Raw genomic sequence first — 22312 nt, 5'->3', positions numbered from 1 at the left:
ACAAAAACGCCCGCCGGCATGTGCCGGCGGGCGTTTCGCTACGTGGCCGAGATCAGGCGGTGGCCTTGCTGCCGACCAGCTCCTTGAGCGCGGCTTCGACGATATCCAGCCCTTCCTCGAGAATCTCGTCCTCGATGGTGACCGGCATCAGGAAGCGGATGGTGTTGCCGTAGAGGCCGCAGGAGAGCAGGATCAGGCCTTTCTCGCGGGCTTTCTTGCACAGCGCGCCGGCCAGGTCGGCGTCAGGCGTGTGCTTGCTCTTGTCGGATACCAGGTCGATGGCGGCCATGGCGCCCATGTTGCGGGCATTGTCGACACAGTCGAAATCGCTCTGCCACTGGCTGAAGCGCTTGGCCAGCTTGTCGCCCAGGGCCTGACTCTTGGCGAGGATGTTCTCTTCCTCGAAGACCTCGAGCACGGCAAGGGTAGCGGCGCAGGAGAGCGGGTTGCCGGTATAGGTGCCGCCCAGCGAGTTGGGGCCGGAGGCGTCCATGACCTTGTCAGTGCCCACCACGGCGGAGATCGGCATGCCGTCGGCCATGCTCTTGGCCATGGTGATGATATCCGGCTCGATGCCGCTGTGCTCGATGGCGAACAGCTTACCGGTGCGGCCGAAGCCCGACTGCACTTCGTCGACGATCATCAGCATGCCGTGTTCGTCGCAGATTTCTCGGATCGCCTTGAGGAAGCTGGTCGGCGCCGGATAGAAGCCGCCCTCGCCGAGTACCGGTTCGAGCACGATCGCTGCGGTATCGCGGGGGTTAGCGTCGGTCTTGAGTGTCATCTTCAGGCCGCGCAGCGCCTCGTCCTCACTGACGCCGTGGTAAGGCACGGGGTAGGGGGCGCGGAAGACGTTACCCGGCATGGTGCCGAAGTCGCTGGCGTAGGGCGCGACCTTGCCGTTCATGGCCATGGTCATGAAGGTACGGCCATGGTAGCCGCCGTCGAAGCAGATCACGTTGTTCTTGCCGGTAGCGGCGCGGGCGATCTTCACCGCGTTTTCGAGCGCCTCGGCGCCGGAGTTGGCCAGCATCACCTTGGCGTGTCCGCGCACCGGGGTGACCTGGCTGAGCTTTTCGGCCACCTTGACGTAGCCCTCGTAGGGCATCACGGTCTGGCAGGTATGCATCACCTTGTCGAGCTGTGCCTTCACCGCTTCGACCACCTTGGGGTGGCGATGGCCGACGTTGAGCACGCCGATGCCGCCGGCGAAGTCGATGATACGATTGCCGTCGGCGTCCCAGATCAGCGCGTTCTCGGCGCGATCGGCGAACTGGGTGGCGGGGCTGGCGGCGCCGTTGGCGACGTAGCGCTGCTTGAGTTCGTTGAGCTGTGCGTTGTTCATCTAGACCTCCATGGAAAGTCGCTGCTGGCGATCACAGGCCGCCGACACAGACGTATTTTAGTTCAGTGAATTCATCCAGGCCGTGATGTGAACCTTCACGGCCCAGTCCCGACTCCTTGACGCCGCCGAAAGGCGCAAGCTCGGTGGAGAGAATCCCCTCGTTGACGGCCACCATGCCATACTCAAGACCCTCCATCACATGCCAGATGCGGCGATAGTCGCGGGCATAGAAGTAGGCCGCCAGGCCGAATTCGGTGGCGTTGGCCATGGCAATGGCCTGCTCGTCGGTATCGAAGCGGAAAACCGGCGCCAGCGGGCCGAAGGTTTCCTCGCGAGCGACACGCATCTGGTCGGTAACGTCGGCGATCACCGTGGGCTGGAAGAAGGTGCCGCCCAAGGCATGCGCTTCGCCGCCGCACACCAGCCGGCCACCCTTGGCCAGGGCGTCGGCAATGTGAGACTGCACCTTGTCCACCGCGGCCTGGTTGATCAGTGGCCCTTGCACCACTCCCTCCTCGAGACCGCTGCCTACCTGCAGCCCGCCGACTCGGGCGGCTAGCTTCTCGACGAAAACATCATAGACACCGGATTGCACCAGCAGGCGGTTGGTACATACACAGGTCTGGCCCGAATTACGGAACTTCGAGGCCACCGCGCCTTCCACTGCGGCGTCCAGGTCGGCATCGTCGAAGACGATGAATGGTGCGTTGCCGCCGAGTTCCAGGGAGGCTTTCTTGACCGTGCCCGCGCACTGCGCGAGCAGACGCTTGCCCACCGGCGTGGAGCCGGTGAAGGAGACTTTGAGTATTCGCGGGTCGGTGGTCAGCACCTCGCCGATCTCGGCGGGGCGGCTCGCCGTGATCACGTTGAGCACGCCGGCGGGGAAGCCCACCTCTTCGGCCAGCTTGGCCAGGGCCAGGGCGGTCAGCGGCGTGGCCTCGGCGGGCTTGATCACCACCGGGCAACCGGCGGCCAGTGCCGGAGCGCACTTACGCGTGATCATCGCCAGCGGGAAATTCCATGGGGTGATGGCCGCCACCACGCCGATCGGTTCGCGAAAGACCAGGATGCGCTTGTCGGCGCCATGGCTGGGCAGGGTCTCACCGGCCATGCGCTTGGCCTGCTCGGCATAGAACTCCACGAACGACGCTCCGTAGGCCACTTCGCCGCGGGATTCGGCCAACGGCTTGCCTTGCTCCAGAGTCATCAGGCGAGCCAGCGACTCCTGGTGGGTCATGATGGCGTCGAACCAGGCGCGCAGCAGGGCGGCGCGCTGCTTGGCGGGCTGACGGCGCCATGCCGGCCAGGCCGCCTCCGCCGCCGCCACGGCGTCGCGGGCGTCGTCTGCGGTAAGGTCCGGCACGCTGGCCAGCGTTTCGCCGGTGGCGGGATCGGTCACCTCGAAGCGGCGCTCGGCGTCGCGCCACTGGCCGGCGATGTAGGCCTTGTCGATGAAGATGTCGGCAGGGAGTGTCATACGGGCTCCGCGTGTTGATTATCTTGTTTGTCGAGTGTGCATTATTTAAAACGTCTCGCCAAGACTACACTCGATCGGTCTCCATGCTTTTTTTTGCAGCCAGTAGCCATCGGCGAGCGCTGCGCTTTCCGCTACACTAGGCGCCGATTTCCCTGGTGTGATAGTGCTGCACCTTTACTCTGCTGGTTGAACGTCGAGGTGAGACTTGGTCGACCCCCTTTACGCCTGGTGGGCTCAGCAGCTGGTCCTGTGCGACTGGGCCTTCGAGCCCGAACCCAACACGATCGAGGCCAAGGAGGCCGGCGCCAGATTGCAGGCGCTGGGCGTCGCCGATCGCGGTGAATTGGGCTGGCGTCTAGTCGAGGCCCTGGGTACCGGCACTGCCGATCCGGCGCGCCTGTTGGCGACACTCGAGCTGCTCGCCCTGGCCGGTTCGGCCAGTTGGCTCAGCGAGTCGCGCTTGCACAGCTGGCTGGTGCGCTTGACCGACGAGATCACCCGTCATTATCCCAATCTGGAGAGCTGGCTCGAGGCGCTGCGACATGCCAAGAGTTCCGAAGGCTGGGTGCGCGGTGACGATGGTTTCTGGGAGGCCTGCGAGGCATTGGCGGCCCTCGAGCGTGACGGTGAGGGCGTTACCTGGGACACCCTGACCGAGTGGGTTGCCCTGCAGCGCAAGGACAAGTCCCTTGCGCTCTGGCCCGATGTTCCTCAAGCCCATGCCTGGCGCCTGCGGGCAGCCTTCGCGCCGGTGGTGGAAGTGCCGCCTGGTGAGGCGGATTGGCCCGATGTAAAAGAGTGGCTGTGGCGCTACTGGCAGGTCGATGACCGCACGAGTCTGGTCCAGAGCCTGCTCTGGCTGGCGGGCTATGGCCATCGGCAGGGTTGGGATCTCGATGCCACCCGCCTGCTGGCGGCGCCGGGCGACGAGCGGCAGGCGTGGCTCGGGGGGCTGGCCAGCGGTGAACGTGACTACGGCCGCGTACTGCTTGCCTTCATCGAGCGCGGTGAACCACTGGAGTGGGCCGCCTGGGATTGGCTGCGGCTGGTCGACCTTGCCTGGGCCGGCGCCTGTGTGGGCTGGCTCGATGTGGCAGAAGCCCAGGATTTTGCCACCCACGGCGCCGACCTGGTATTGCGTCGCTACAGTGACTGGTCGGCGCTGGCACGTGCCTATCAGCGGGGCTGCAGCCTGTTCGAGGGACATGATCGGCTGGCTGACATGCAGCGTGACTGGGGCCTGTTGCTCAACTCCCCCGTCAGCCCGTGGCGGGCACCGCTGCAGCAGTTGCTGAGCGAGGAAGAGAAGGAGGCATCGCGGCGTTCGATCACGGCCTGGCGGCGTTCGCCACGCCATTGGGTTCTGGCACTGGCCTCGGTACGCGAGCCCGAATTCGGTATGCGCCAGGGGCCTGCCGTGTCGGTCGCCGTCGAGCGGCGTGCCGATGCCTTGCGCTACCTCGACGAAACCTTGGGGTTACACCCCGAAGAGGGTGTGGAAGTGCTGTCCCGCTACTGGCTGCCGGCCCAGGCACACCATCTCAATCAGCTGGCGGCCGACGCTGCCCATGGTGCCTTGCCCGCAGCCGATACTCCGTTCGGGCGGCCCAAGGCCGATGACCTGAGAAGCCTCGTAGCGTTGAAGCAGGGCAGCCGCCATGCGGCGACCATCCATATGGCCGAGAAGTATGCCTTCTATCTGCAGATGGCGATGGACAGCGAGGCGTTCGAGTCCTCGGCGCTGGAATCCCTGGCCGAGGCATTGCGTGGCACACTGTGTCGCTTCTACCCCGATGCCCGTCGTCTGCTCGAAGCCTGGGTCCAGTGGGAGCAGCTGTTGCCTGAAGGGGAGTATCCGCCGCTGATCAATGAGATCCGCTGGCACCTGGACGATCCGGGCAGCCCGTTCCATTGGCTCGACTGGCATTCGAGCCAATGGCAGGAACCCGGGCCGCGTCCCTCGCTGTCCCGCTTCACCGCCATGGCCCTGGTGGGGCCACTCAACAATGCCTCCTGGAGCGAGCCTCCGGTGGAGAGTGAGAGGGAAGCGGTCTCGATCAGGGAATGGATCGATGGGCACTATGGCCTGCATGGCCAAGCCGAGCTCAAGGAGTTTCTCGATTTCCTGCTCGAGGCGGGCGACCGTCAGGAGTACCAGATCAACTATGCGCCCTATACGCTCAATACCCAGCGGTTGGCTTCGGAAATCGCCATGCTGGAAACCGGCGAGTGCAGCGAGGAGGATCGCACCCACCTGCTGCGCTTGCAGCGGGTGCGCGACAATACCGATGGCTGCAATGAGCTGGACATGACCGCCTGGGATCTGGCCCAGGCCGTGGATCTGGCCATTGCCGGACGTCAGCTCGGCTGGTTGGACGGCGCCGCCTTCAGCGATGTGCTGGAACGAGCCCATGCGCTGGCGGCGGCGCACTACGGCAGCTGGGAGGCCTACGCACGCGGTCTCTACGCAGGTTTTTCCTTCTTCATGGGCGAAACGCCCGAGCGCGAGGGCTTCCTCGGCGGTTTCCGCCAGGCCCTGGTCGCTTGGCTGTCGGGGGCGCCGCCGCTGGCCGGTTCCTGGGCCAGCCTGGATTTCCCCGGGGCCAGGCCGCGTCATTGGGCTCCCATGCATATCGACACGTTACCGGGCGATATCAAGACGCTACATTAGGGCTCGCTCTGGTGTCGAAGTGTGGTTTATAGTCAGCTGGTTTAATGAAACGGCTCCCTGACGGGAGCCTTCATGCAAAATAGTCGCGAGCCGGCGCAAGGCCGCTCTGGCAGTGGTACGGGCAATCGATGCCAGGCACCACTACCACAGCGATCCTCTCGGGTCTGTCAGGTAGGGCTTATCGCCCGACCCGGGTTAGCGCGCGGCCCAAGGAATGAGGACCTCGCAAGATGTTGGCCACGGGATCGAGTCGTATCGCTGTGCTCGGTGTGTCGCTGGCGTTGCTGTCCGGGTGTGCCGGACCGTCGAAATCGTCGTTGGAAGCCCCGGACGACTACTTTGCGCGACAGCTGCCTGGCATGTCGTCTTCGTTCAACCCGATGATGTCCCCGGTGGACAATCCCATCCTGCGGGTGGATAGCCTGCACAACCCGCCCCCCGAACTGGTCCGCGCAGCCCTGCTGGCGCAGCATGAACGTTGGGCCGGGACGCCCTATCGGATTGGTGGCACCGGCCGCAACGGTATTGACTGTTCGGCTCTGGTGCAGGCCATTTTCAGTGAAACCTTCCGCTTGCAGCTTCCTCGCTCAACCGGCGAGCAGGTGCGGGAGGGTACGCAGATTTCCCGCGCCGAGCTTCAGGTCGGCGACCTGGTCTTCTTCCGCCCGCCGGGGCGTTATGACCACGTCGGCATCTATGTCGGCGACGGCTACTTCCTGCACGCCTCCACCTCCCAGGGCGTCATGCTGTCCGAACTCGACAGCAATTACTGGCAGCGCTACTACTGGCAGGCGCGCCGCACCCTGGAACCGACCACCCTGGCGCAGCGCGTCACCGAGCCGGGAGAAGGCTGAGAAGCGCCTGCGCCCGGCGGTTTTCCAACTCCTATCGCTCGAGAAGCATTGCTTCAGTCTTATAGAACTTCACGGTGGCCGATGACGTATTCAACGAAAGCACTCTCGGCCCGCGACAGGTAGGCGTCCCGGGCCCAGGCCAGCGACAGGTCCAGCCAGGCCGGGCTCTCGAAGGAAACCGCGGTGAGGCCGGGTTCATCCACCACCCGGCGCAGGAAGGTGGTGATACCGAAGCCCTGGCGTACGATGGCCTTGGTCAGCGGGATCAGGTTCGACTGGAAGGCAATATTGGCCACTAGCCCGGTCTGTCGCGACAAGGCCTCGATGAATTCGCGATGGAAGTAGCCGTCCTGGAACAGTACCAGCGGCTCATCGAAGAACTCCGCGGCGCTGACACAGCTGCGCTGCGCAAAAGGGTGTGAGCGCGGCACGCAGATCACCATCTCTTCCCGGGTCAAGTGGCGCCGCTCCATGTGACGACTCTGTTCGTCATCGATTACCACGCCGAGATCCAATTCGCCAGCCGCGATCATGCTCTGCAAACGGCGTGCGCCGGCCTCCACCACGGTCAGGCGAATGCCGGGGTGTCGCGCCTTGAAACCCATCAGCAGCGGCGGAAAGTAATACGAGCCGAGCATCGACGGGATTCCGATACGCACCTCTCCCTTGACCAGCCCGTGAAGCTCTTGCATGGCCAGGTGGGTGGCCTCGGCGCGTTCCAGGAGTTCGCTGGCGTGAGAGTAGAGGGTTTCGCCCTCCGGTGTCAGGGCGATACGCCGCTCATGGCGGTGGAACAGGGTCAGTTCCAACTGGCGCTCGAGGTTGGCGATGGTCTGGCTGACGGCGGATTGAGCGACATGCAGCTCGCGGGCGGCGGCACTGAAGCCCGCTCGATCGGCCACCGTAACGAAGACGCGCAGGGCCCGTAGGTCGAAAGGAAGGGACATGGAGGCTCCTCGATAAGATAAGTAGATGGAGTCAATCTTTTTATTCTGTTTGGCTTATCATTCTGCCTGCCCGATCATGTGAGGCAAGATTTAGTTCAGGTTCCTATATGATCGCCGCTCGTTCCCGCGCCTGGTGGCGCGCCACCCTGGCGCTGTGCCTCGGTTCCATCCTGGTGTTCGTCAATCTCTATGCACCGCAGCCGCTGCTGCCGGAACTGCGTCAGGCATTTGGCGTCTCGACCCTGGGCGTCAGCCTGGTCATGTCGGTGGCCACACTTGCCCTGGCCGGGGCGCTGCTGGTGTTCGGCCCGCTGTCCGACGCCATTGGCCGTGGTGGCATCATGCGCGTGACGTTGCTGCTGGCCGGGCTGTGTTCACTCGGGCTGGCGTTTGCGCCCAATTTCGAGGCCTTGCTGGTACTACGCCTGGTCCAGGGCTTTGTGCTGGGTGGTTTGCCGGCGGTAGCCATCGCCTGGATGGGTGACGAGTTCGAGCGCCCGGCGCTGATGGCTGCCGTCGGGCTCTATATCGGTGCCAATACCTTGGGTGGTATCGGTGGGCGGCTGATCGGTGGGGGCATCGGCGAGATCGGCGGGGCCAGCGTCGGCTTCCTGACGGTTGGCCTGGTGACCCTGGCCGGCGTGGCGCTGTTCTGGAAGCTGCTGCCGCCGCCCCGCCAGTTCAGGCCGCGGCGCTTCGAGCTGCGCGGGGCCCTGGCAGACCTGGGCGGTCACTTGCGCCATCCGCTGCTGTTGGCCGCCTACCTGCTGGGTGGCATCAACTTCCTGATCTTCATCAACCAGTACAGCTACATCACCTTCCGCCTGGCCGAGGAGCCATTCAGCTTGAGCGCCCGCTGGCTGGGCATGATCTTTCTTACCTACCTGGGCGGCACCCTGAGTTCGGCGCTTTCCGGCCGGCTGGCACGTCACCTCAGCCAACCGGCCAGCATGATGCTGGGCATACTCATCCTGATGGCCGGTACCTTCATTACCCTGGTCGACTCCCTGGTCTGGATCGTCGCTGGGCTGACCGTCAATGCGGTAGGGTTCTTCCTGGCCCACTCGATGGCCTCGAGCTGGGTCAGTCGCCAGGCGCAGCGGGCGAGAGGCAGCGCCTCGGCGCTCTATCTGGTCTTCTACTACCTGGGCGCTAGCCTCGGCAGCCTCTGGCTGGAGCCGTTCTGGCAGCGGGGCGGCTGGTTCGGCGTCGCCATCGGTTCCTGGCTGTTGCTCGGCGTCACGCTCGGCATCGCACTATGGCTATGGCGCGGCGAGCGAATCCACGAGCGGATGTCGTTAGCCCCCTAGGCCGCCTGCCTCGTCGCCCCACACCGCCTCGAGACGACGCTCGCGGCCGCAGGCCGACTTGTAATAGTTGTAGCGCACCGGGTTCTTGCGATAGTAGTCCTGATGATACTCCTCAGCCGGATAGAAGGCCTCGAAGGGGGTGATCTCGGTGGCGATCTCACGGTCGAAGCGCTCGGCGAGTTCGTCTCGGCTGGCCTCGGCCAGAGCCTGCTCCTCGTCGCTGCCGTAGTAGATCACGCTGCGGTAGGCCTCCCCCGCGTCGCAGAACTGGCGGTCGACGGCGAAGGGATCGATATTGCGCCAGAACACGTGCAGCAGCGTAGCGTAATCGACAGCAGCGGGATCGTATTCCACCCTGACCACTTCGGCGTGGCCGGTATTGCCGTCTACCACCTGCTGATAGCTGGGGTTCTCGACGTGACCGCCACTGAAACCGGAGGTGGTCGAAACGACGCCATCGACCTTGTCGAAGGCCTCCTCCACGCACCAGAAGCAGCCGCCACCGAAGACGGCGCTGGCGGTTTCCTCGCTGGCAATGGCCTTGCCAAAGGGCAACGTCAAGAGCACCAGCCCACCCAGCAAGACGCTTCGTATCCTGATCATGACGGATTACCTCGTTTCATTTCGTTGCAGACTGTAAGGTTGGAAGCTGTCAGGCGACACAGGTTCCGTATAGGCTCTGTTAACAGTAGATCAATCCAGGAGACGCCCGTGACGCGTCGTCGTCTGATTCTTGCCCTGATCCTTGCCCTCGTCGTGGCAGCTTACTTCGTCAGCGGCGCCGATGAGATTTTGACATTGGCCAACCTCCAGGCCGAGCAGGCGCGCTTCCAGGCCTGGCTGGCCGATGATCCCGTCACGGTCGTGGGCGGCTTCTTCGCCATCTACGTGCTCATGGCGGCGTTGTCGCTGCCCGGCGCCACGTTGCTGACGGTGCTCGGCGGCGCCCTGTTCGGGCTCGGCTGGGGACTTTTGATCATTTCCTTCGCCAGCACCCTGGGGGCCACCCTGGCCGCGCTGATCGCTCGTACCCTGGCTCGGGCACCGCTGGAGAGGCGCTTTGCCACGCAACTCGAGCGCATCAATGCCGGGATCCGGCGAGAGGGCGCCTTCTATCTCTTCACCCTGCGACTGATTCCGCTGTTTCCCTTCTTCGTCATCAACCTGGTGATGGGGCTGACCCGCATGCGCCTATGGACCTTCTACTGGGTCAGCCAGATCGGCATGCTGCCGGGCACGGCGGTGTACGTGAATGCCGGGCGCGAACTCGGCAACCTGCAGTCGCTCTCCGGTATCCTTTCGCCGGGGCTGATCGGCTCGTTCGTGCTGATCGGCCTGTTTCCCTGGCTGGCTCGCGGCTTGGTGGGCATCGCCAAACGTCGGCGTCTGGCGCAGCGCTTCCACCGTCCGACACGCTTCGATTACGACATTGTGGTGATCGGGGCCGGTTCGGCGGGCCTGGTGGCAAGCTATATCGCCGCGGCGGTAAAGGCCAAAGTGGCGCTTGTCGAGCGTGACAAGCTGGGTGGCGACTGTCTCAATACCGGCTGCGTACCGTCGAAGGCGCTGATTCGAGCGGCACGGTTGGCGGAGGAGGTTCGTGGCGCCGGCCGCTATGGCATCCATGCTGGCGAGCCGCGCGTCGATTTTGCCGCGGTGATGGCGCATGTGCAGCGCGCCATTCATCAAGTGGAGCCTCACGACAGTCGCGAACGCTACGAGGGACTCGGCGTCGAGGTGCTCGCCGGCGAGGCCTGCCTCCAGGATCCGTGGCGGGTGCGCGTGTCGGGCGACGGTAGTGAGCGCGTACTTACTACCCGGCATGTGGTCATCGCCAGTGGGGCAAGGCCGAAGGTTCCGGCCCTGCCCGGGCTCGAGGCCATCGAGCCGCTGACCTCGGACAACCTGTGGCAGCTCGAGGCCCTGCCCGAGCGGCTGGTGGTGTTGGGCGGTGGTCCCATCGGCTGCGAACTGGGCCAGAGCTTCGCTCGCCTGGGCAGCCGTGTCAGCCTGGTCGAGATGGGTCCGCAGCTATTGCCCCGTGAGGACGTCGACGCTGCCGACGCGCTGCGCCGGCGCCTCGAGAGGGAAGGCGTGTTGCTATGGCTTGACACCCGTGCCGTGCGGATCGTGCCGGGCGAGGTGCCCGACGCAGGCCATGTGCTGGAGGTGGAGCGTCGCCTGGCATCGGGCAAGGTCGAGACGCACCGGCTGCCTTTCGACCGCCTGCTGGTAGCGGTGGGGCGCCAGGCCAACGTGGCTGGCATGGGGCTCGAGGCGCTGGGCGTTGAGACGCGCCCGGACGGTACCCTGGCGGTGGACGAGAGCCTGCAGAGCGTACTGCCCAACGTCTGGGCCTGTGGCGACGTGGCCGGCCCCTTTCAACTGACCCATGCCAGTGCCCATCAGGCGTGGCATGCCACGGTCAACGCACTGTTCGGCGAGTTCAAGCGCTTCCGGGTCAGCTACCGGGCGCTGCCCGCCGTGACCTACACCGAGCCGGAGGTGGCAAGGGTAGGACTCAGCGAGCGCGAAGCGCGTGCCCGCGGCATCGTCTTCGAGGTGACCCGCTACGAGCTTGCCGAGCTGGACCGGGCCATTACCGAGGGCCAGACCGAAGGCTTCGTCAAGGTGCTGACGGTGCCGGGCAAGGATCGGATTCTCGGGGCGAGCGTGGTGGGGCAGGGCGCCGGCGAGCTGCTGGCCGAGTTCACCCTGGCGATGACCCATGGCATCGGTCTCAACAAGCTGCTGGGCACGGTGCATCCCTATCCCACCTGGTCGGAGGCGGCCAAGGCCACCGCAGGCGTATGGAAGAATGCCCACAAGCCCGAGCGCCTGCTCGGCTGGCTGGCCCGCTATTTTGCCTGGCGCCGAGGTGCATCCGGGGAAGCGACGACCGAGACGCAAAGGAAGATGATGAGAGAGACGAGGAGGAAGGATGCTTGATCGCTGGACCATGCCCCTGACACAGGCACCGCTGTCGCTCATTGCGAAGTGGCTCATGGCCTGGGAAGTCCGGCCCGATCGGGTCACCCTGGCGGCCTTCGTCATTGGCATGCTCAGCCTGCCGCTGCTGGCCATGGAGTGGTATGCCGCAGCCCTGGTGGCGATCCTTCTCAATCGTCTGGGCGATGGCGTGGATGGTGCCTTGGCCCGGCTCACGGGCAGGGCGAGCGATGCGGGCGGCTTTCTCGATATCGGCCTCGACTTCGTGTTCTACGCTGCCGTGGTGCTGGGTTTCGCCCTGGCTGACCCGGCGAGCAACGCGCTGGCGGCGGCTTTCCTGCTGTTCGCCTTCATCGGCACCGGAACCTCGTTTTTGGCCTTTGCCATCATGGCGACACGCCATGGGCTCGAACGGCCACGGTTCCAGCAGAAGGCATTCTATTACCTGCATGGCCTGACCGAGGGCACGGAGACCATTCTGGCCTTCGTACTGTTCTGCCTGCTGCCGAATCACTTTGCCCTGCTGGCCACGCTCTTTGCCATGGCGTGCCTGATTACCACCACCACGCGGTTATGGGGAGGCTATCGTACGCTTCGGGAGCTGGAAGACGCGCGGGGCGAACGGCGCACTGGATCGCGTTGAAGAGAGCGAAAGAAAAGGGGCAGCCATACGGCTGCCCCTGAGTGTTCGCGGACGGTGTCGCGTTCAGTGCTGATGGCCGCCTTCGCCATGCACGTGGCCATGCTCGATCTCTTCCTGGCTGGCTTCGCGCACTTCGGAGATCTCGACGTCGAAGTTGAGCTTCTGGCCGGCCAGCGGGTGATTGCCGTCGACCGTTACGGTGTCGCCTTCTACCTTGGTCACAGTGACCATCAGCGGCCCGCCCTGGGTCTGGGCCTGGAACTGCATGCCCGGCTCGACGGCCTCGACGCCCTGGAAGGCATCGCGCGGCACTTCCTGTACGAGCTGAGGCTGCACCTCGCCGTAGCCCTCTTCCGGGGAAACGGTCACGTTGAGCTTCTCTCCGGCTTCGCGGCCTTCGAGCTGTTTTTCCAGCCCAGGAATGATGTTGCCGGCGCCGTGGAGATAGGTCAGCGGCTGACGGCCTTCCGAGCTGTCCAGCACTTCACCTGCATCGTTGGTCAGGGTGTAGTGGAACGCGACAACGGAGTTTTGCGCAATCTGCATTGATGATGAACCTTTCGGTGAGTGCATGTACCAACCATGGTAACGCGCGAGGCCGGAGCTGTCAGGGGGGATGCGGTTTTTTCAGCTTATCGAAGCTTGACCTGAGTACCATTCACGCCTTTTGGCGTGGTTGCGCCCCCGGTGCCTCGCGGCTACCCTAGCGTGATCCTTTTCCTGTCCCATTTGAGCCAACCTTTTGCCTGGAGTGAGCCCATGACCGAAATCGTGATCTGGCTGATTGCCTTCGCCCTCATCCTGTATTTCAGCCTCAGGATGTGGGAAACCACGGTGAGTGCCGGTTTGAACAAGGTGGTACCCCGCGTCATCAAGAGCGACGACGACAACCGCTGGATCTGGAGCATCGCGCTTGCCGTGCTGGGTGCCACGACGCTGGTGCGCCCCATCGACATGCTGTTGACCGCGATCGTCATCGCTATCCTGGCTCTGGTCGTCAAGAAAGTGGCTGGCTGGGCCATGGACAAGGCCAATTTTCATTGATGGGGTGTGCATCGATGTGATGAGTGCCGCCTGACCTGGCGGCGCTCAATAAAACACTCAATAAAAACTGGGGCCCGTGGCATGTGTCACGGGCCCCGGTCTATTTCAGAGCATTGCGGCTCGATGGCCATGGCCATCGAGTCAGGCTGGCTCAGTAAGGCGCCACGCTGACGTTGGCACCGCTGCCTATCATGCGCACGCGCTGACCGACCTGGTAGGGGCGATCGGCCTTCTGCACGATGACGACGTTCTGGCCGTCGTCGCGGCGAATCTCCATTTCCCAGGCGCGAACGCGGTTGGCTGAATCCTCGACGGCGCTACCGGCCACGGCACCGCCGATGACACCAGCGGCCGTTGCCAGTTGCCGGCCGGAGCCGCCGCCCACCTGGTTGCCGAGCAGCCCGCCGATCACCGCGCCGCCACCGGTGCCGATGATACCGCCCATGCGGCTATCGGCCTGGATCTGTACCTGGCGCAGCGCAGTAATGGTGCCGAAGGTCACGGTCTGGGAGGTTCCTGCCTGGCTGCCGCGGTAGACGTCACCGCCCATGGTCGAGGTGTTGGCACAACCGGCCAGAGTCAGCATGCCGATGGCCAGCACGGGAAGAAGACGCTTCATGTACACCTCCTGGTAGCAAGCCGATGCCGGGTCTGGGATCGCCGTTGCCAAGTCTAGGGAAACACTGTTTGCTAATCAGCTTAACCACTCATGAATCGTTTGACCAGTGTAATGGCGTACGAGTGCCCCTTAACACGAGGGCAAAGCTGGTAAAAAATGTGGAAATGTCTGGTCCGGGGGGCTGCCATTACGGCGGATCCATCGCGTCTGTAAAAGGAACGAAAAAAAGGGAGGCGCAAGGCCTCCCAAGGGTTCCAGTCGTTCTACCGCTACGCCATGCTCAGCCGAACTGGTTCATGGTGTTGTCCTTGCCACCGGCCTTGAGTGCCGCTTCGCCGTGGAAGAACTCCTTGTGGTCGTCACCGATGTTGGAGCCGGCCATGTCCTGATGCTTGACGGTGGCAATGCCTTCCCGGATCTCGCGGCGCTGCACGCCGGCCACGTAGGCCAGCATGCCTTCGTCGCCGAAGTAGCCCTTGGCCAGGTTGTCGGTGGACAGCGCGGCGGTGTGGTAGGTCGGCAGCGTGATCAGATGGTGGAAGATGCCCGCTTCGCGCGCGGCGTCGCGCTGGAAGTTGCGGGTCCACTCGTCGGCCAGCTGGCCAAGCTCGGTATCGTCGTACTCGGCACTCATCAGGCTGGCGCGGTCGTAAGCGGAAACGTCCTTGCCTTCCTTCTCCCAGGCGTCGAACACCTGCTGGCGGAAGTTGAGCGTCCAGTTGAAGGAGGGCGAGTTGTTGTAGACCAGCTTGGCGTCCGGCACCACTTCACGGATACGGTTGACCATGCTGGCGATCTGGCCGACATGGGGCTTCTCGGTCTCGATCCACAGCAGGTCGGCGCCGTTCTGCAGGCTGGTGATGCAGTCCAGTACCACGCGGTCCTCGCCGGTACCCGGCTTGAACTGGTAGAGGCCGGAGGCCAGGCGCTTGACCTTGACCAGCTTGCCGTTCTGCTTGATGACCACATCGCCGTTGTCGATATCGGAAGCGGAGGTGATCTCCTCGCCGTCGAGGAAGCTGTTGTACTGGTCACCCAGGTCGCCCGGTTCCTTGGTTACGGCGATCTTCTGGGTCAGGCCGGCGCCGAGGGAGTCGGTGCGGGCGACGATCACGCCGTCGTCCACGCCGAGCTCGAGGAAGGCGTAGCGCACGGCATTGATCTTGGCCAGGAAATCCTCGTGGGGCACGGTGACCTTGCCGTCCTGATGGCCGCACTGCTTCTCATCGGAGACCTGGTTCTCGAGCTGGATACAGCAGGCGCCCGCTTCGATCATCTTCTTGGCCAGCAGGTAGGTGGCCTCGGCATTGCCGAAACCGGCGTCGATGTCGGCGATGATCGGCACCACGTGGGTCTCGTGGTTGTCGATCTTGGCGATCAGATCCTCGGCCTTGGCCTTGTCACCCGCCTTCTGTGCCGCTTCCAGGTCGCGGAACAGGTGGTTCAGTTCCCAGGCGTCGGCCTGGCGCAGGAAGGTGTAGAGCTCTTCGATCAGGCCCGCCACGGTGGTCTTCTCGTGCATGGACTGGTCGGGCAGGGGGCCGAACTCGGAGCGCAGGGCGGCGACCATCCAGCCGGAGAGGTAGAGGTAGCGGCGCTTGGTGCTGCCGAAGTGCTTCTTGATGGAAATCAGCTTCTGCTGACCGATGAAGCCGTGCCAGCAGCCCAGCGACTGGGTGTACTGGGCGCTGTCGGCATCATAGGCGGCCATGTCCTCGCGCATGATCTTGGCGGTATAGCGAGCGATGTCCAGACCGGTCTTGAAGCGGTTCTGGGCGCGCATGCGGGCGGCATTCTCGGGGCTGATGCTCGCCCACTTGCCCTTCTGGGCCTCACGCAGTTGAGCCAGTGCCTTGATGTCGTCTTTGTATGACATGGTGCCATCCTTCCGATCTGAGGTTATGTCGTCGGCCTCGATTGCCATGCGGCGGCGCTCGTTGCCTCGTCGGTCGCTTGCTGCATCCTGCCGGGCGCTTCCGGATTTCATGCTGCAACTGCGAAGTAATGTCAGGTTCAACCACAAGGGTGAATCTGTCTCTACGGCCTTGGTCGAATCTTGGCGGACGCTAACACAATCGTGGTCGAGCGATTTTTACTTCGTTACCGAACAATCGTTTTAACGTTGCCATGACATCACTATGCCCCATGCCTTCTGGCCTGGACAATCATCACTTGTGGGGAAGGAGGGTTGTAGCTCGACTACAAGAGTGGCAAGAAGGAGGCCATTCCTGTAGTCATATTTCGATCGGGTCGGCCGAGCCTGGGGGCATCAGACATGTAACGAAAGCCGCATGTTGCGATGCGGAATGCCTGCATCCATGAAAACCTCGCCGAACGCCGTGAAGCCAAGGTTTTCATAGAAGGAGAGGGCGTGGGTCTGGGCGGCCAGCTCGACCTGGGCATGGCCCAGCCGACGCGCCGAGGCGATGGCGGCCTGCATCAGCGCCACGCCGATGCCCAGGCCACGCGCTTCGCGCAGCACGGCTACGCGGCCGATATGGCCGTCGGGCAGCAGCCGGGCGGTGCCGAGAGCCGTTTCGCCATGCATGGCGAGAAAGTGACGACAATCGCCGTCGCGGCCGTCCCACTCTTCCTCCAGGGGTACCTGCTGCTCCTCGATGAACACCACGCGACGAATCTCGCCGGCGGTTTCGCCGAGTTCGGCCCAGCTCCCTTCACGGATCACGATGCTCTCCGCCATGGCGTCACTCCTCTTCTTCGTACCAGGCGAGGCTGCCGGCATCGAGCAGGGTGGCAAGCAGCTCGGCGGCACCGTCGAAGGCCAGTAGCTCGGCGTCGATCGGCGTGGTGGAGGCCATAGCGCGGGCCAGGGGCAGCGCACATTCGACGCCATCGCCATCGGCGAACAGGGTGGCGCGACTCTCGTTCAAAGCGTGCCAGGCAAAGCGGGAACCGGGGCTGCGCGTAAGCTCCTCGCCCTCCTGTAGTAGAGCGACAAGCTCATCGACATCGGTAGGGGTCTCGCTGGGCACCAGTTGGTCGACGTATTTGGGCTGGGTCATCACGCGCCCGAACCACTGGGCGAGCTGGGCCGGATCGTCGAGGGTACCGAGGATCAGGCGACGCATGCGTTCGAGCGAGGCATCGTCGAGCTCCGCCGGGTCGGTGGGTGGCGCCATGCCGGCGTCGCTGAAGCGTAGCGAGGGGGGAAGCTGCTCACCGAGGTAGTCGGCATAGGAGGTGATGGCTTCGTCCGCCGAAGGCGCACGGAAGCCCACCGAGTAGGTCATGCAGTCGTCTGTCTGACTGACACCGTGGTGCGCCCAGCCCGGCGGCAGGTAGAGCATGTCGCCGGGCTCCAGCACCCAGTCGTCGCCCGGTTCGACCTCGAAGCGCTCGAGGATGCGCAGGTCGATGCCGGGAATGATGGGGGCGTCGTCGGCGACCTTGCCGCCGAGCTGCCAGCGGCGTCGGCCGCTGCCCTGCAGCAGGAACACATCGTACTGGTCGACATGGGGCCCGACGCTGCCGCCCGGTGGGGCGTAGCTGATCATGACGTCGTCGAGCCGCCAGCGAGGCAGGAAGTCGAAGCGGTCGAGTAGCTCGGCCACCTCCGGCACGTAGTGGTCCACGGCTTGCACCAGCAGGGTCCAGTCGCGCTCGGGGAGTTCGCCGAACACGGCCTCGTCGAAGGGACCATGGCTCACCTGCCAGGGGCCGTTGGGGCCATCCTCTTCCACCAGCCGCGCTTCGATGCCCTCCTCGCAGGCGAGCCCGGCCAGCTCATCGGGGTCGAGCGGGCTCTCGAAGTCGGGAAAGGCACCGCGGATCAGCAAGGGCTGGCGCTGCCAGTAGTCGCGCAGGAACTCGGCAGGCGTGAGGCCGCCAAGCAGTGTCAGGGGCGTATCACTTGCCATGGTGTTCTCCTGATGGAAGCTCATCGATTGGCGCCGGGTACCCACAGCACGTCGCTCTCGCCGTTGCCATTGGCCCGGCGCGCGAGGACGAACAGCAGGTCGGAGAGACGGTTGAGGTAACGCAGTACCTCCGGATTGACCGGCTGCTCGGCCATCAGTGCCGTGACCAGGCGCTCGGCGCGCCGGGACACGGTGCGTGCCAGGTGCAGGTGGGCCGCCAAAGGCGTGCCGCCGGGCAGGATGAAGGAGCGTAGGGTGGCGAGCTCGGCGTTGTAGGCGTCGATCCGCTGCTCCAGATACTCCACCTGCGCCGCCGTGACCCGCAGCGGCGGGTACTCGGGTGACTCCTGCTCGGGTGTGCACAGGTCGGCACCGACATCGAACAGGTCGTTCTGCAGCCGGGCCAGGAGTTCATGCCATTCACCTTCGGCGTGCAGCTGAGCCAGGCCGAGGGTGGCGTTGGCCTCGTCCACGGTGCCGAAGGCTTCCACGCGCAGGTCGTGCTTGGCTACCCGGCTGCCGTCACCCAGGCCGGTATCGCCCTTGTCCCCGGTGCGGGTGTAGATCTTGGTGAGCTTGACCATCGTTCCCTCCTGCAACGTTTCTCGCGGGCGGCACTCAGAGCCGGCGGGCCTGGGCCTCGGCGTTGCCGATATAGGTGGCCGGTGTCAGCGCCTTGAGTTCGTCCTTCACCTCGGCCGGCAGCGCCAGCGAATCGATGAAGGCGGCAAAGCCGGCCTGGTCGATGCGCTTGCCGCGGGTCAGCTCCTTGAGCTTCTCGTAGGGCTTCTCGATGCCGTAGCGGCGCATCACCGTCTGGATCGGCTCGGCGAGCACCTCCCAGCTGTTATCGAGGTCTTCGGCCAGGCGCGCCGGGTTGGCCTCGAGCTTGCCGATGCCCTTGAGTGCCGCCTGGTAGGCGATCAGGCCGTAGGCCAGGCCCACGCCGAGGTTGCGCAGCACCGTAGAGTCAGTGAGGTCGCGTTGCCAGCGCGAGATCGGCAGCTTCTGCGCCAGGTGGGCGAGCACGGCGTTGGCCAGGCCCAGGTTGCCTTCGGAGTTCTCGAAATCGATGGGGTTGACCTTGTGTGGCATGGTCGAGGAGCCGATCTCGCCCTCGACGGTCTTCTGCTTGAAGTAGCCAAGCGAGATGTAGCCCCACACGTCGCGGTCGAAGTCGATCAGCACGGTATTGAAGCGGCAGATGGCATCGAACAGCTCGGCGATGTAGTCGTGGGGTTCGATCTGGGTAGTGTAGGGGTTGAAGGTCAGCCCCAGGCCCTCGACGAAGGTGCGCGCGTTGGCTTCCCAGTCGACTTCCGGATAGGTGGCAAGGTGGGCGTTGTAGTTGCCCACCGCACCGTTGATCTTGCCGAGGATCTCGACGCTTTCGATCTGTGCGAGCTGACGGCGCAGGCGATAGGCGACATTGGCCATCTCCTTGCCCAGCGTCGTCGGGCTTGCGGTCTGCCCGTGGGTGCGCGAGAGCATCGGCTGGCCGGCATGCGCATGGGCCAGCCTGGCGACTTCTTCGGCCACCTGGTGCATCACCGGCAGCAGGGCCTTGAGGCCGTCGGCGAGCATCACGCCGTAAGAGAGGTTGTTGATGTCCTCGCTGGTGCAGGCGAAGTGCACGAACTCGGTGATCGCGTGCAGCTCCGGCTGGCCGGCGATCTTCTCCTTGATGAAGTACTCCACCGCCTTGACGTCGTGGTTGGTGGTGCGCTCGATCTCCTTGATGCGCTCGGCGTCGGCCAGCGAGAAGTCGCGGATCATGGCCTCGAGGAAGGCGGTGGCCTCGGCGGAGAGCGGCGGTACTTCGACGATGCCGCCCTGCTCGGCGAGGCGCTGCAGCCAGCGGATCTCGACGATCACCCGGGCGCGGATCAGGCCGAACTCGCTGAAGTGCTCGCGCAGGGCTTCAGCCTTGCTGCCGTAGCGTCCATCGACGGGGGAAAGGGCGGTGAGGGCGGTGAGGGGCAGGGAAGCGGCTTGCATGGTCGTTTAATCCAATACGTGTAGGGAAAGGCGTGTAGGGAAAGGCGTACAGGGCAAAAGAACTCAACCCAACTGGTCCAGGGCGTTCTTCAGGGCGCCGCGCTGGAACACCAGCTTCCAGCGTCGGCCGCCCTGCTGGTGCCAGAGTAGGGCGAAGCGAATGCCGCCGAGCAGGATGGCACGCACCCGTTCGGGCATCATGCGGCTCTGCAGCATGGAGGGGTCGCCCTGCACCACGATGCGTGTCTTCAGGGTCGAGAGCGTCTCCTGGTAGGCCTCGCCGAGGCTGGCAATGACGTTCTCGTGGGTAGCGCCGAAGTGCTCGGCCTGGCCCTGGATTCGGTTCAGGTGCTGGCCGAGGGAGGCCATCATGTCGTTGTCGCCACGCAGCTTGTTCATCAGCAGCAGCAGCGAGAAGCCGTAGCGCAGCACCACCGGGTTGGCCTGCTTGCGCCCGACCACTGCCTCGAGCACCTCGAGGCCGCGGCGCAGGTTGTTGGGGTGGCCGCCGTAGATCGCCTCGAAGCTTTCCGGATTGGTGTCCAGGGTGGCGCGGATCAGCGTCTCCCAGGGGCGGCTATCGACCTGGCCGGTGCGGGCCAGTTCGTCGACCAGGCTGGCGGCCTGGAAGACGCCGGCAAGGGCCAGGGCCTGGCGCGCCGTGGCGGTGTTGGGAGCGCGATGAATAGGGGTGGTGCTCATGTGCCGGTCTCCTCGGCATTCCAGATGTCGCGGATCACCCCGCCGCCCAGACAGATATCGCCGTCGTAGAGCACCAGCGACTGACCGGGTGTGACGGCACGCTGGGGCTCGTCGAAGCGTACCTCGACGCCGCCATCCGGGCGCGTACGCATGTGGCAGGGCACGTCGCTCTGGCGGTAGCGGGTCTTGGCGGTATAGCGCCCCTCGGCGGCGGGCGGCTCGCCAGCCACCCAGTCCATCGCCTCGGTGGACAGCGAGTCGGTGTAGAGCAGCGGGTGGTGCTTGCCCTGGACGGCGATCAGCACGTTGCGCTCGAGGTCCTTGCCCGCCACGTACCACGGCTCCTCGGGGTGGTTGGCCAGTCCGCCGATGCCGAGCCCCTGGCGCTGGCCCAGGGTGTAGTACATCAGCCCCATGTGCTCGCCGATGACTTCACCCTCCGGTGTCTCGATCACCCCCGGTTGGGCCGGCAGGTACTGCTGCAGGAAGTCGCGGAAGCGGCGCTCGCCGATGAAGCAGATACCGGTGGAATCCTTCTTGCGCGCCGTGGCCAGCCCGTGGCGCTCGGCGATGGCGCGCACTTCGGGTTTCTCCAGTTCGCCGACCGGAAATAGGGTGCGGGCGATGGCGGCCTCCGGCACGGCGTGGAGAAAGTAGCTCTGGTCCTTGTTGGCATCGAGGCCCTTGAGCAGACGCGGCCGCCCGCCACGTTCGCCACCGCGGACATAGTGGCCGGTGGCAATCTTCTCGGCGCCGAGCATCTCGGCATATTCGAGGAACACCTTGAACTTGATCTCGCGGTTGCACAGGATATCCGGGTTCGGCGTTCGCCCGGCCTTGTACTCGGCCAGGAAATGCTCGAACACGTTGTCCCAGTACTCGGCGGCGAAATTGGCGCTGTGCAGCTTGATGCCGAGCCTTTCGCACACGGCCTGGGCGTCCGCCAGGTCGGCCTTGGCGGTACAGTACTCGGTGCCGTCGTCCTCGTCCCAGTTCTTCATGAACAGGCCTTCGACCTGATACCCCTGCTCCAGCAGCAGCAGGGCGGAAACGGAGGAGTCGACGCCGCCGGACATGCCGACGATCACCTTGCCTGAGGTGGCGGTCATGGGCGCTCTCGGGTTGAGTGGGTCGCAAATGGGCGGGAATTATACCTCATCTTGCCGCGCGGCTTCATCTGGTGAGGGGCTTGCCCGGGCGAACATGCACTAATTGACCGGCCGGCCAGTTAAGGCTATCGTCGCGGTATGAGCCAAAGAATCCAGACCCGTGACCCCGAATTGACCCGCGCTCGCATTCTCGATGCAGCGGAAGCCTTGTTCGTCGAGCAGGGCTTCTCTGCGGTCAAGCTCAGCGCGCTGGCGCGTTCGGCCGAGGTCACCAAGAGCCTGATCCATCACCATTTCGGCAGCAAGGAGCAGCTCTGGGAGGCGGTCAAGAATCGTGCCTTCGAGCGCTACTTCACGGCCCAGATGGCCATGCTCGAGGAAGCCGGCGAGCCGGATGCCGCGCTTCTGCGCAGCTCGGTGGAAGCCTACTTCTACTTCCTGCGCGACAACCCCGGCGTGGTACGGCTGTTTGCCTGGACTCACCTCGAGGGGGACAGCCACTGCGGCGAACTCGACAACCAGCTCGTCGGGGCGGGGGCCGAGTGGGTGCGCCAGGCCCAGATGCGCGGCCTGCTGCGCAAGGACGTCAACCCCACCCACGTGATCGCCGTATTCGTGATGACCTGTACCCAGTGGTTCGAGGCCAAGTGCCATCACCAGCACTGGCCCGGAATGGGCAGCAACGAGGCGTTCCTGGAGGATTTTCTCAGAATCTTCATGGAGGGGGTGACGCCCCGAGGGTGAGTGTTTTTTTGCGCCATTAATT

At 64.5% G+C, this 22312-nt stretch carries 20 protein-coding genes; 7 read left to right on the top strand and 13 right to left on the bottom strand.

Annotated elements, in window-relative coordinates:
- Positions 1-52 precede the first annotated feature (52 nt).
- Both gabT and ACUY1T_RS11235 read right to left on the bottom strand, forming a co-directional pair.
- On the bottom strand, positions 53-1345 hold the full coding sequence (gene gabT / locus ACUY1T_RS11240; protein ID WP_446022786.1) for a 4-aminobutyrate--2-oxoglutarate transaminase: 1293 nt from the start codon (positions 1343-1345) through the stop codon (positions 53-55).
- Positions 1346-1376: 31 nt separating this feature from the next.
- Entirely contained in the window at positions 1377-2822 is a 1446-nt protein-coding gene (locus ACUY1T_RS11235; protein ID WP_446022785.1) for an NAD-dependent succinate-semialdehyde dehydrogenase, read from the bottom strand.
- Positions 2823-3027: 205 nt separating this feature from the next.
- Here ACUY1T_RS11235 and ACUY1T_RS11230 point away from each other — a divergent pair, with 205 nt between their 5' ends.
- Both ACUY1T_RS11230 and ACUY1T_RS11225 read left to right on the top strand, forming a co-directional pair.
- Positions 3028-5493 carry a DUF1266 domain-containing protein gene (locus ACUY1T_RS11230; RefSeq protein ID WP_446022784.1) on the top strand — a complete coding sequence of 822 codons (2466 nt, stop codon included), beginning with the start codon at positions 3028-3030 and terminating at the stop codon, positions 5491-5493.
- 317 nt (positions 5494-5810) lie between these two features.
- Positions 5811-6347, top strand: a complete 537-nt coding sequence (locus ACUY1T_RS11225) for a C40 family peptidase (protein ID WP_446022992.1) — start codon at positions 5811-5813, stop codon at positions 6345-6347.
- A gap of 59 nt (positions 6348-6406) precedes the next feature.
- Here the strand turns inward: ACUY1T_RS11225 and ACUY1T_RS11220 are convergent, their stop codons facing one another.
- The gene (locus ACUY1T_RS11220; protein WP_446022782.1) at positions 6407-7294 is read right to left on the bottom strand and encodes a LysR family transcriptional regulator; all 888 of its coding nucleotides are present in this window, start codon (positions 7292-7294) and stop codon (positions 6407-6409) included.
- Between the two features lie 107 nt (positions 7295-7401).
- Here ACUY1T_RS11220 and ACUY1T_RS11215 point away from each other — a divergent pair, with 107 nt between their 5' ends.
- Entirely contained in the window at positions 7402-8604 is a 1203-nt protein-coding gene (locus tag ACUY1T_RS11215; RefSeq protein ID WP_446022780.1) for an MFS transporter, read from the top strand.
- On the opposite strand, the gene msrA is transcribed toward ACUY1T_RS11215, so the two are convergent.
- Positions 8593-9207: a peptide-methionine (S)-S-oxide reductase MsrA gene (msrA, locus tag ACUY1T_RS11210; RefSeq protein WP_446022778.1), complete on the bottom strand. Its 615-nt coding sequence runs from the start codon at positions 9205-9207 to the stop codon at positions 8593-8595. The two genes, ACUY1T_RS11215 and msrA, sit on opposite strands and share 12 nt — an antisense overlap.
- Positions 9208-9315: 108 nt before the next feature.
- Here msrA and ACUY1T_RS11205 point away from each other — a divergent pair, with 108 nt between their 5' ends.
- The gene (locus tag ACUY1T_RS11205) at positions 9316-11553 is read left to right on the top strand and encodes an FAD-dependent oxidoreductase (RefSeq protein WP_446022776.1); all 2238 of its coding nucleotides are present in this window, start codon (positions 9316-9318) and stop codon (positions 11551-11553) included.
- On the top strand, positions 11546-12196 hold the full coding sequence (locus tag ACUY1T_RS11200) for a CDP-alcohol phosphatidyltransferase family protein (RefSeq protein WP_446022774.1): 651 nt from the start codon (positions 11546-11548) through the stop codon (positions 12194-12196). The genes ACUY1T_RS11205 and ACUY1T_RS11200 overlap by 8 nt, the downstream gene beginning before the upstream one ends.
- A 63-nt stretch (positions 12197-12259) precedes the next feature.
- Here ACUY1T_RS11200 and ACUY1T_RS11195 read toward each other — a convergent pair whose 3' ends face one another.
- Positions 12260-12742, bottom strand: a complete 483-nt coding sequence (locus tag ACUY1T_RS11195) for an FKBP-type peptidyl-prolyl cis-trans isomerase (protein ID WP_111412531.1) — start codon at positions 12740-12742, stop codon at positions 12260-12262.
- Positions 12743-12955: 213 nt separating this feature from the next.
- Here ACUY1T_RS11195 and ACUY1T_RS11190 point away from each other — a divergent pair, with 213 nt between their 5' ends.
- Entirely contained in the window at positions 12956-13240 is a 285-nt protein-coding gene (locus tag ACUY1T_RS11190) for a hypothetical protein (RefSeq protein WP_446022772.1), read from the top strand.
- Between the two features lie 151 nt (positions 13241-13391).
- Here the strand turns inward: ACUY1T_RS11190 and ACUY1T_RS11185 are convergent, their stop codons facing one another.
- The 8 genes from ACUY1T_RS11185 to mnmA all read right to left on the bottom strand — a co-directional run bounded on the left by ACUY1T_RS11185 (position 13392) and on the right by mnmA (position 21546).
- Entirely contained in the window at positions 13392-13859 is a 468-nt protein-coding gene (locus tag ACUY1T_RS11185) for a glycine zipper 2TM domain-containing protein (protein WP_446022771.1), read from the bottom strand.
- Positions 13860-14139: 280 nt separating this feature from the next.
- A complete protein-coding gene (locus ACUY1T_RS11180; RefSeq protein ID WP_446022769.1) occupies positions 14140-15735 on the bottom strand; it encodes an isocitrate lyase in 1596 nt (531 codons plus the stop codon).
- 393 nt (positions 15736-16128) lie between these two features.
- Positions 16129-16560 carry a GNAT family N-acetyltransferase gene (locus ACUY1T_RS11175; protein ID WP_446022767.1) on the bottom strand — a complete coding sequence of 144 codons (432 nt, stop codon included), beginning with the start codon at positions 16558-16560 and terminating at the stop codon, positions 16129-16131.
- Positions 16561-16564: 4 nt separating this feature from the next.
- Positions 16565-17737, bottom strand: a complete 1173-nt coding sequence (locus tag ACUY1T_RS11170) for a ribosomal protein uL16 3-hydroxylase (protein ID WP_446022766.1) — start codon at positions 17735-17737, stop codon at positions 16565-16567.
- 20 nt (positions 17738-17757) lie between these two features.
- The gene (locus tag ACUY1T_RS11165; RefSeq protein ID WP_446022764.1) at positions 17758-18321 is read right to left on the bottom strand and encodes a cob(I)yrinic acid a,c-diamide adenosyltransferase; all 564 of its coding nucleotides are present in this window, start codon (positions 18319-18321) and stop codon (positions 17758-17760) included.
- A 34-nt stretch (positions 18322-18355) separates the two neighbouring features.
- Positions 18356-19720: an adenylosuccinate lyase gene (gene purB / locus ACUY1T_RS11160; protein ID WP_446022990.1), complete on the bottom strand. Its 1365-nt coding sequence runs from the start codon at positions 19718-19720 to the stop codon at positions 18356-18358.
- A 78-nt stretch (positions 19721-19798) separates the two neighbouring features.
- Positions 19799-20437, bottom strand: a complete 639-nt coding sequence (hflD, locus tag ACUY1T_RS11155) for a high frequency lysogenization protein HflD (protein ID WP_446022763.1) — start codon at positions 20435-20437, stop codon at positions 19799-19801.
- Entirely contained in the window at positions 20434-21546 is a 1113-nt protein-coding gene (gene mnmA, locus ACUY1T_RS11150; protein ID WP_446022761.1) for a tRNA 2-thiouridine(34) synthase MnmA, read from the bottom strand. The genes hflD and mnmA overlap by 4 nt, the downstream gene beginning before the upstream one ends.
- Before the next feature lie 138 nt (positions 21547-21684).
- On the opposite strand from mnmA, the gene ACUY1T_RS11145 reads away from it, so the two are divergent.
- Positions 21685-22290 carry a TetR/AcrR family transcriptional regulator gene (locus tag ACUY1T_RS11145; RefSeq protein ID WP_446022759.1) on the top strand — a complete coding sequence of 202 codons (606 nt, stop codon included), beginning with the start codon at positions 21685-21687 and terminating at the stop codon, positions 22288-22290.
- Positions 22291-22312: the final 22 nt, after the last annotated feature.

Source organism: Billgrantia sp. Q4P2 (genome assembly GCF_052806135.1).
This window is presented reverse-complemented; position numbering and strand designations above follow the sequence as displayed.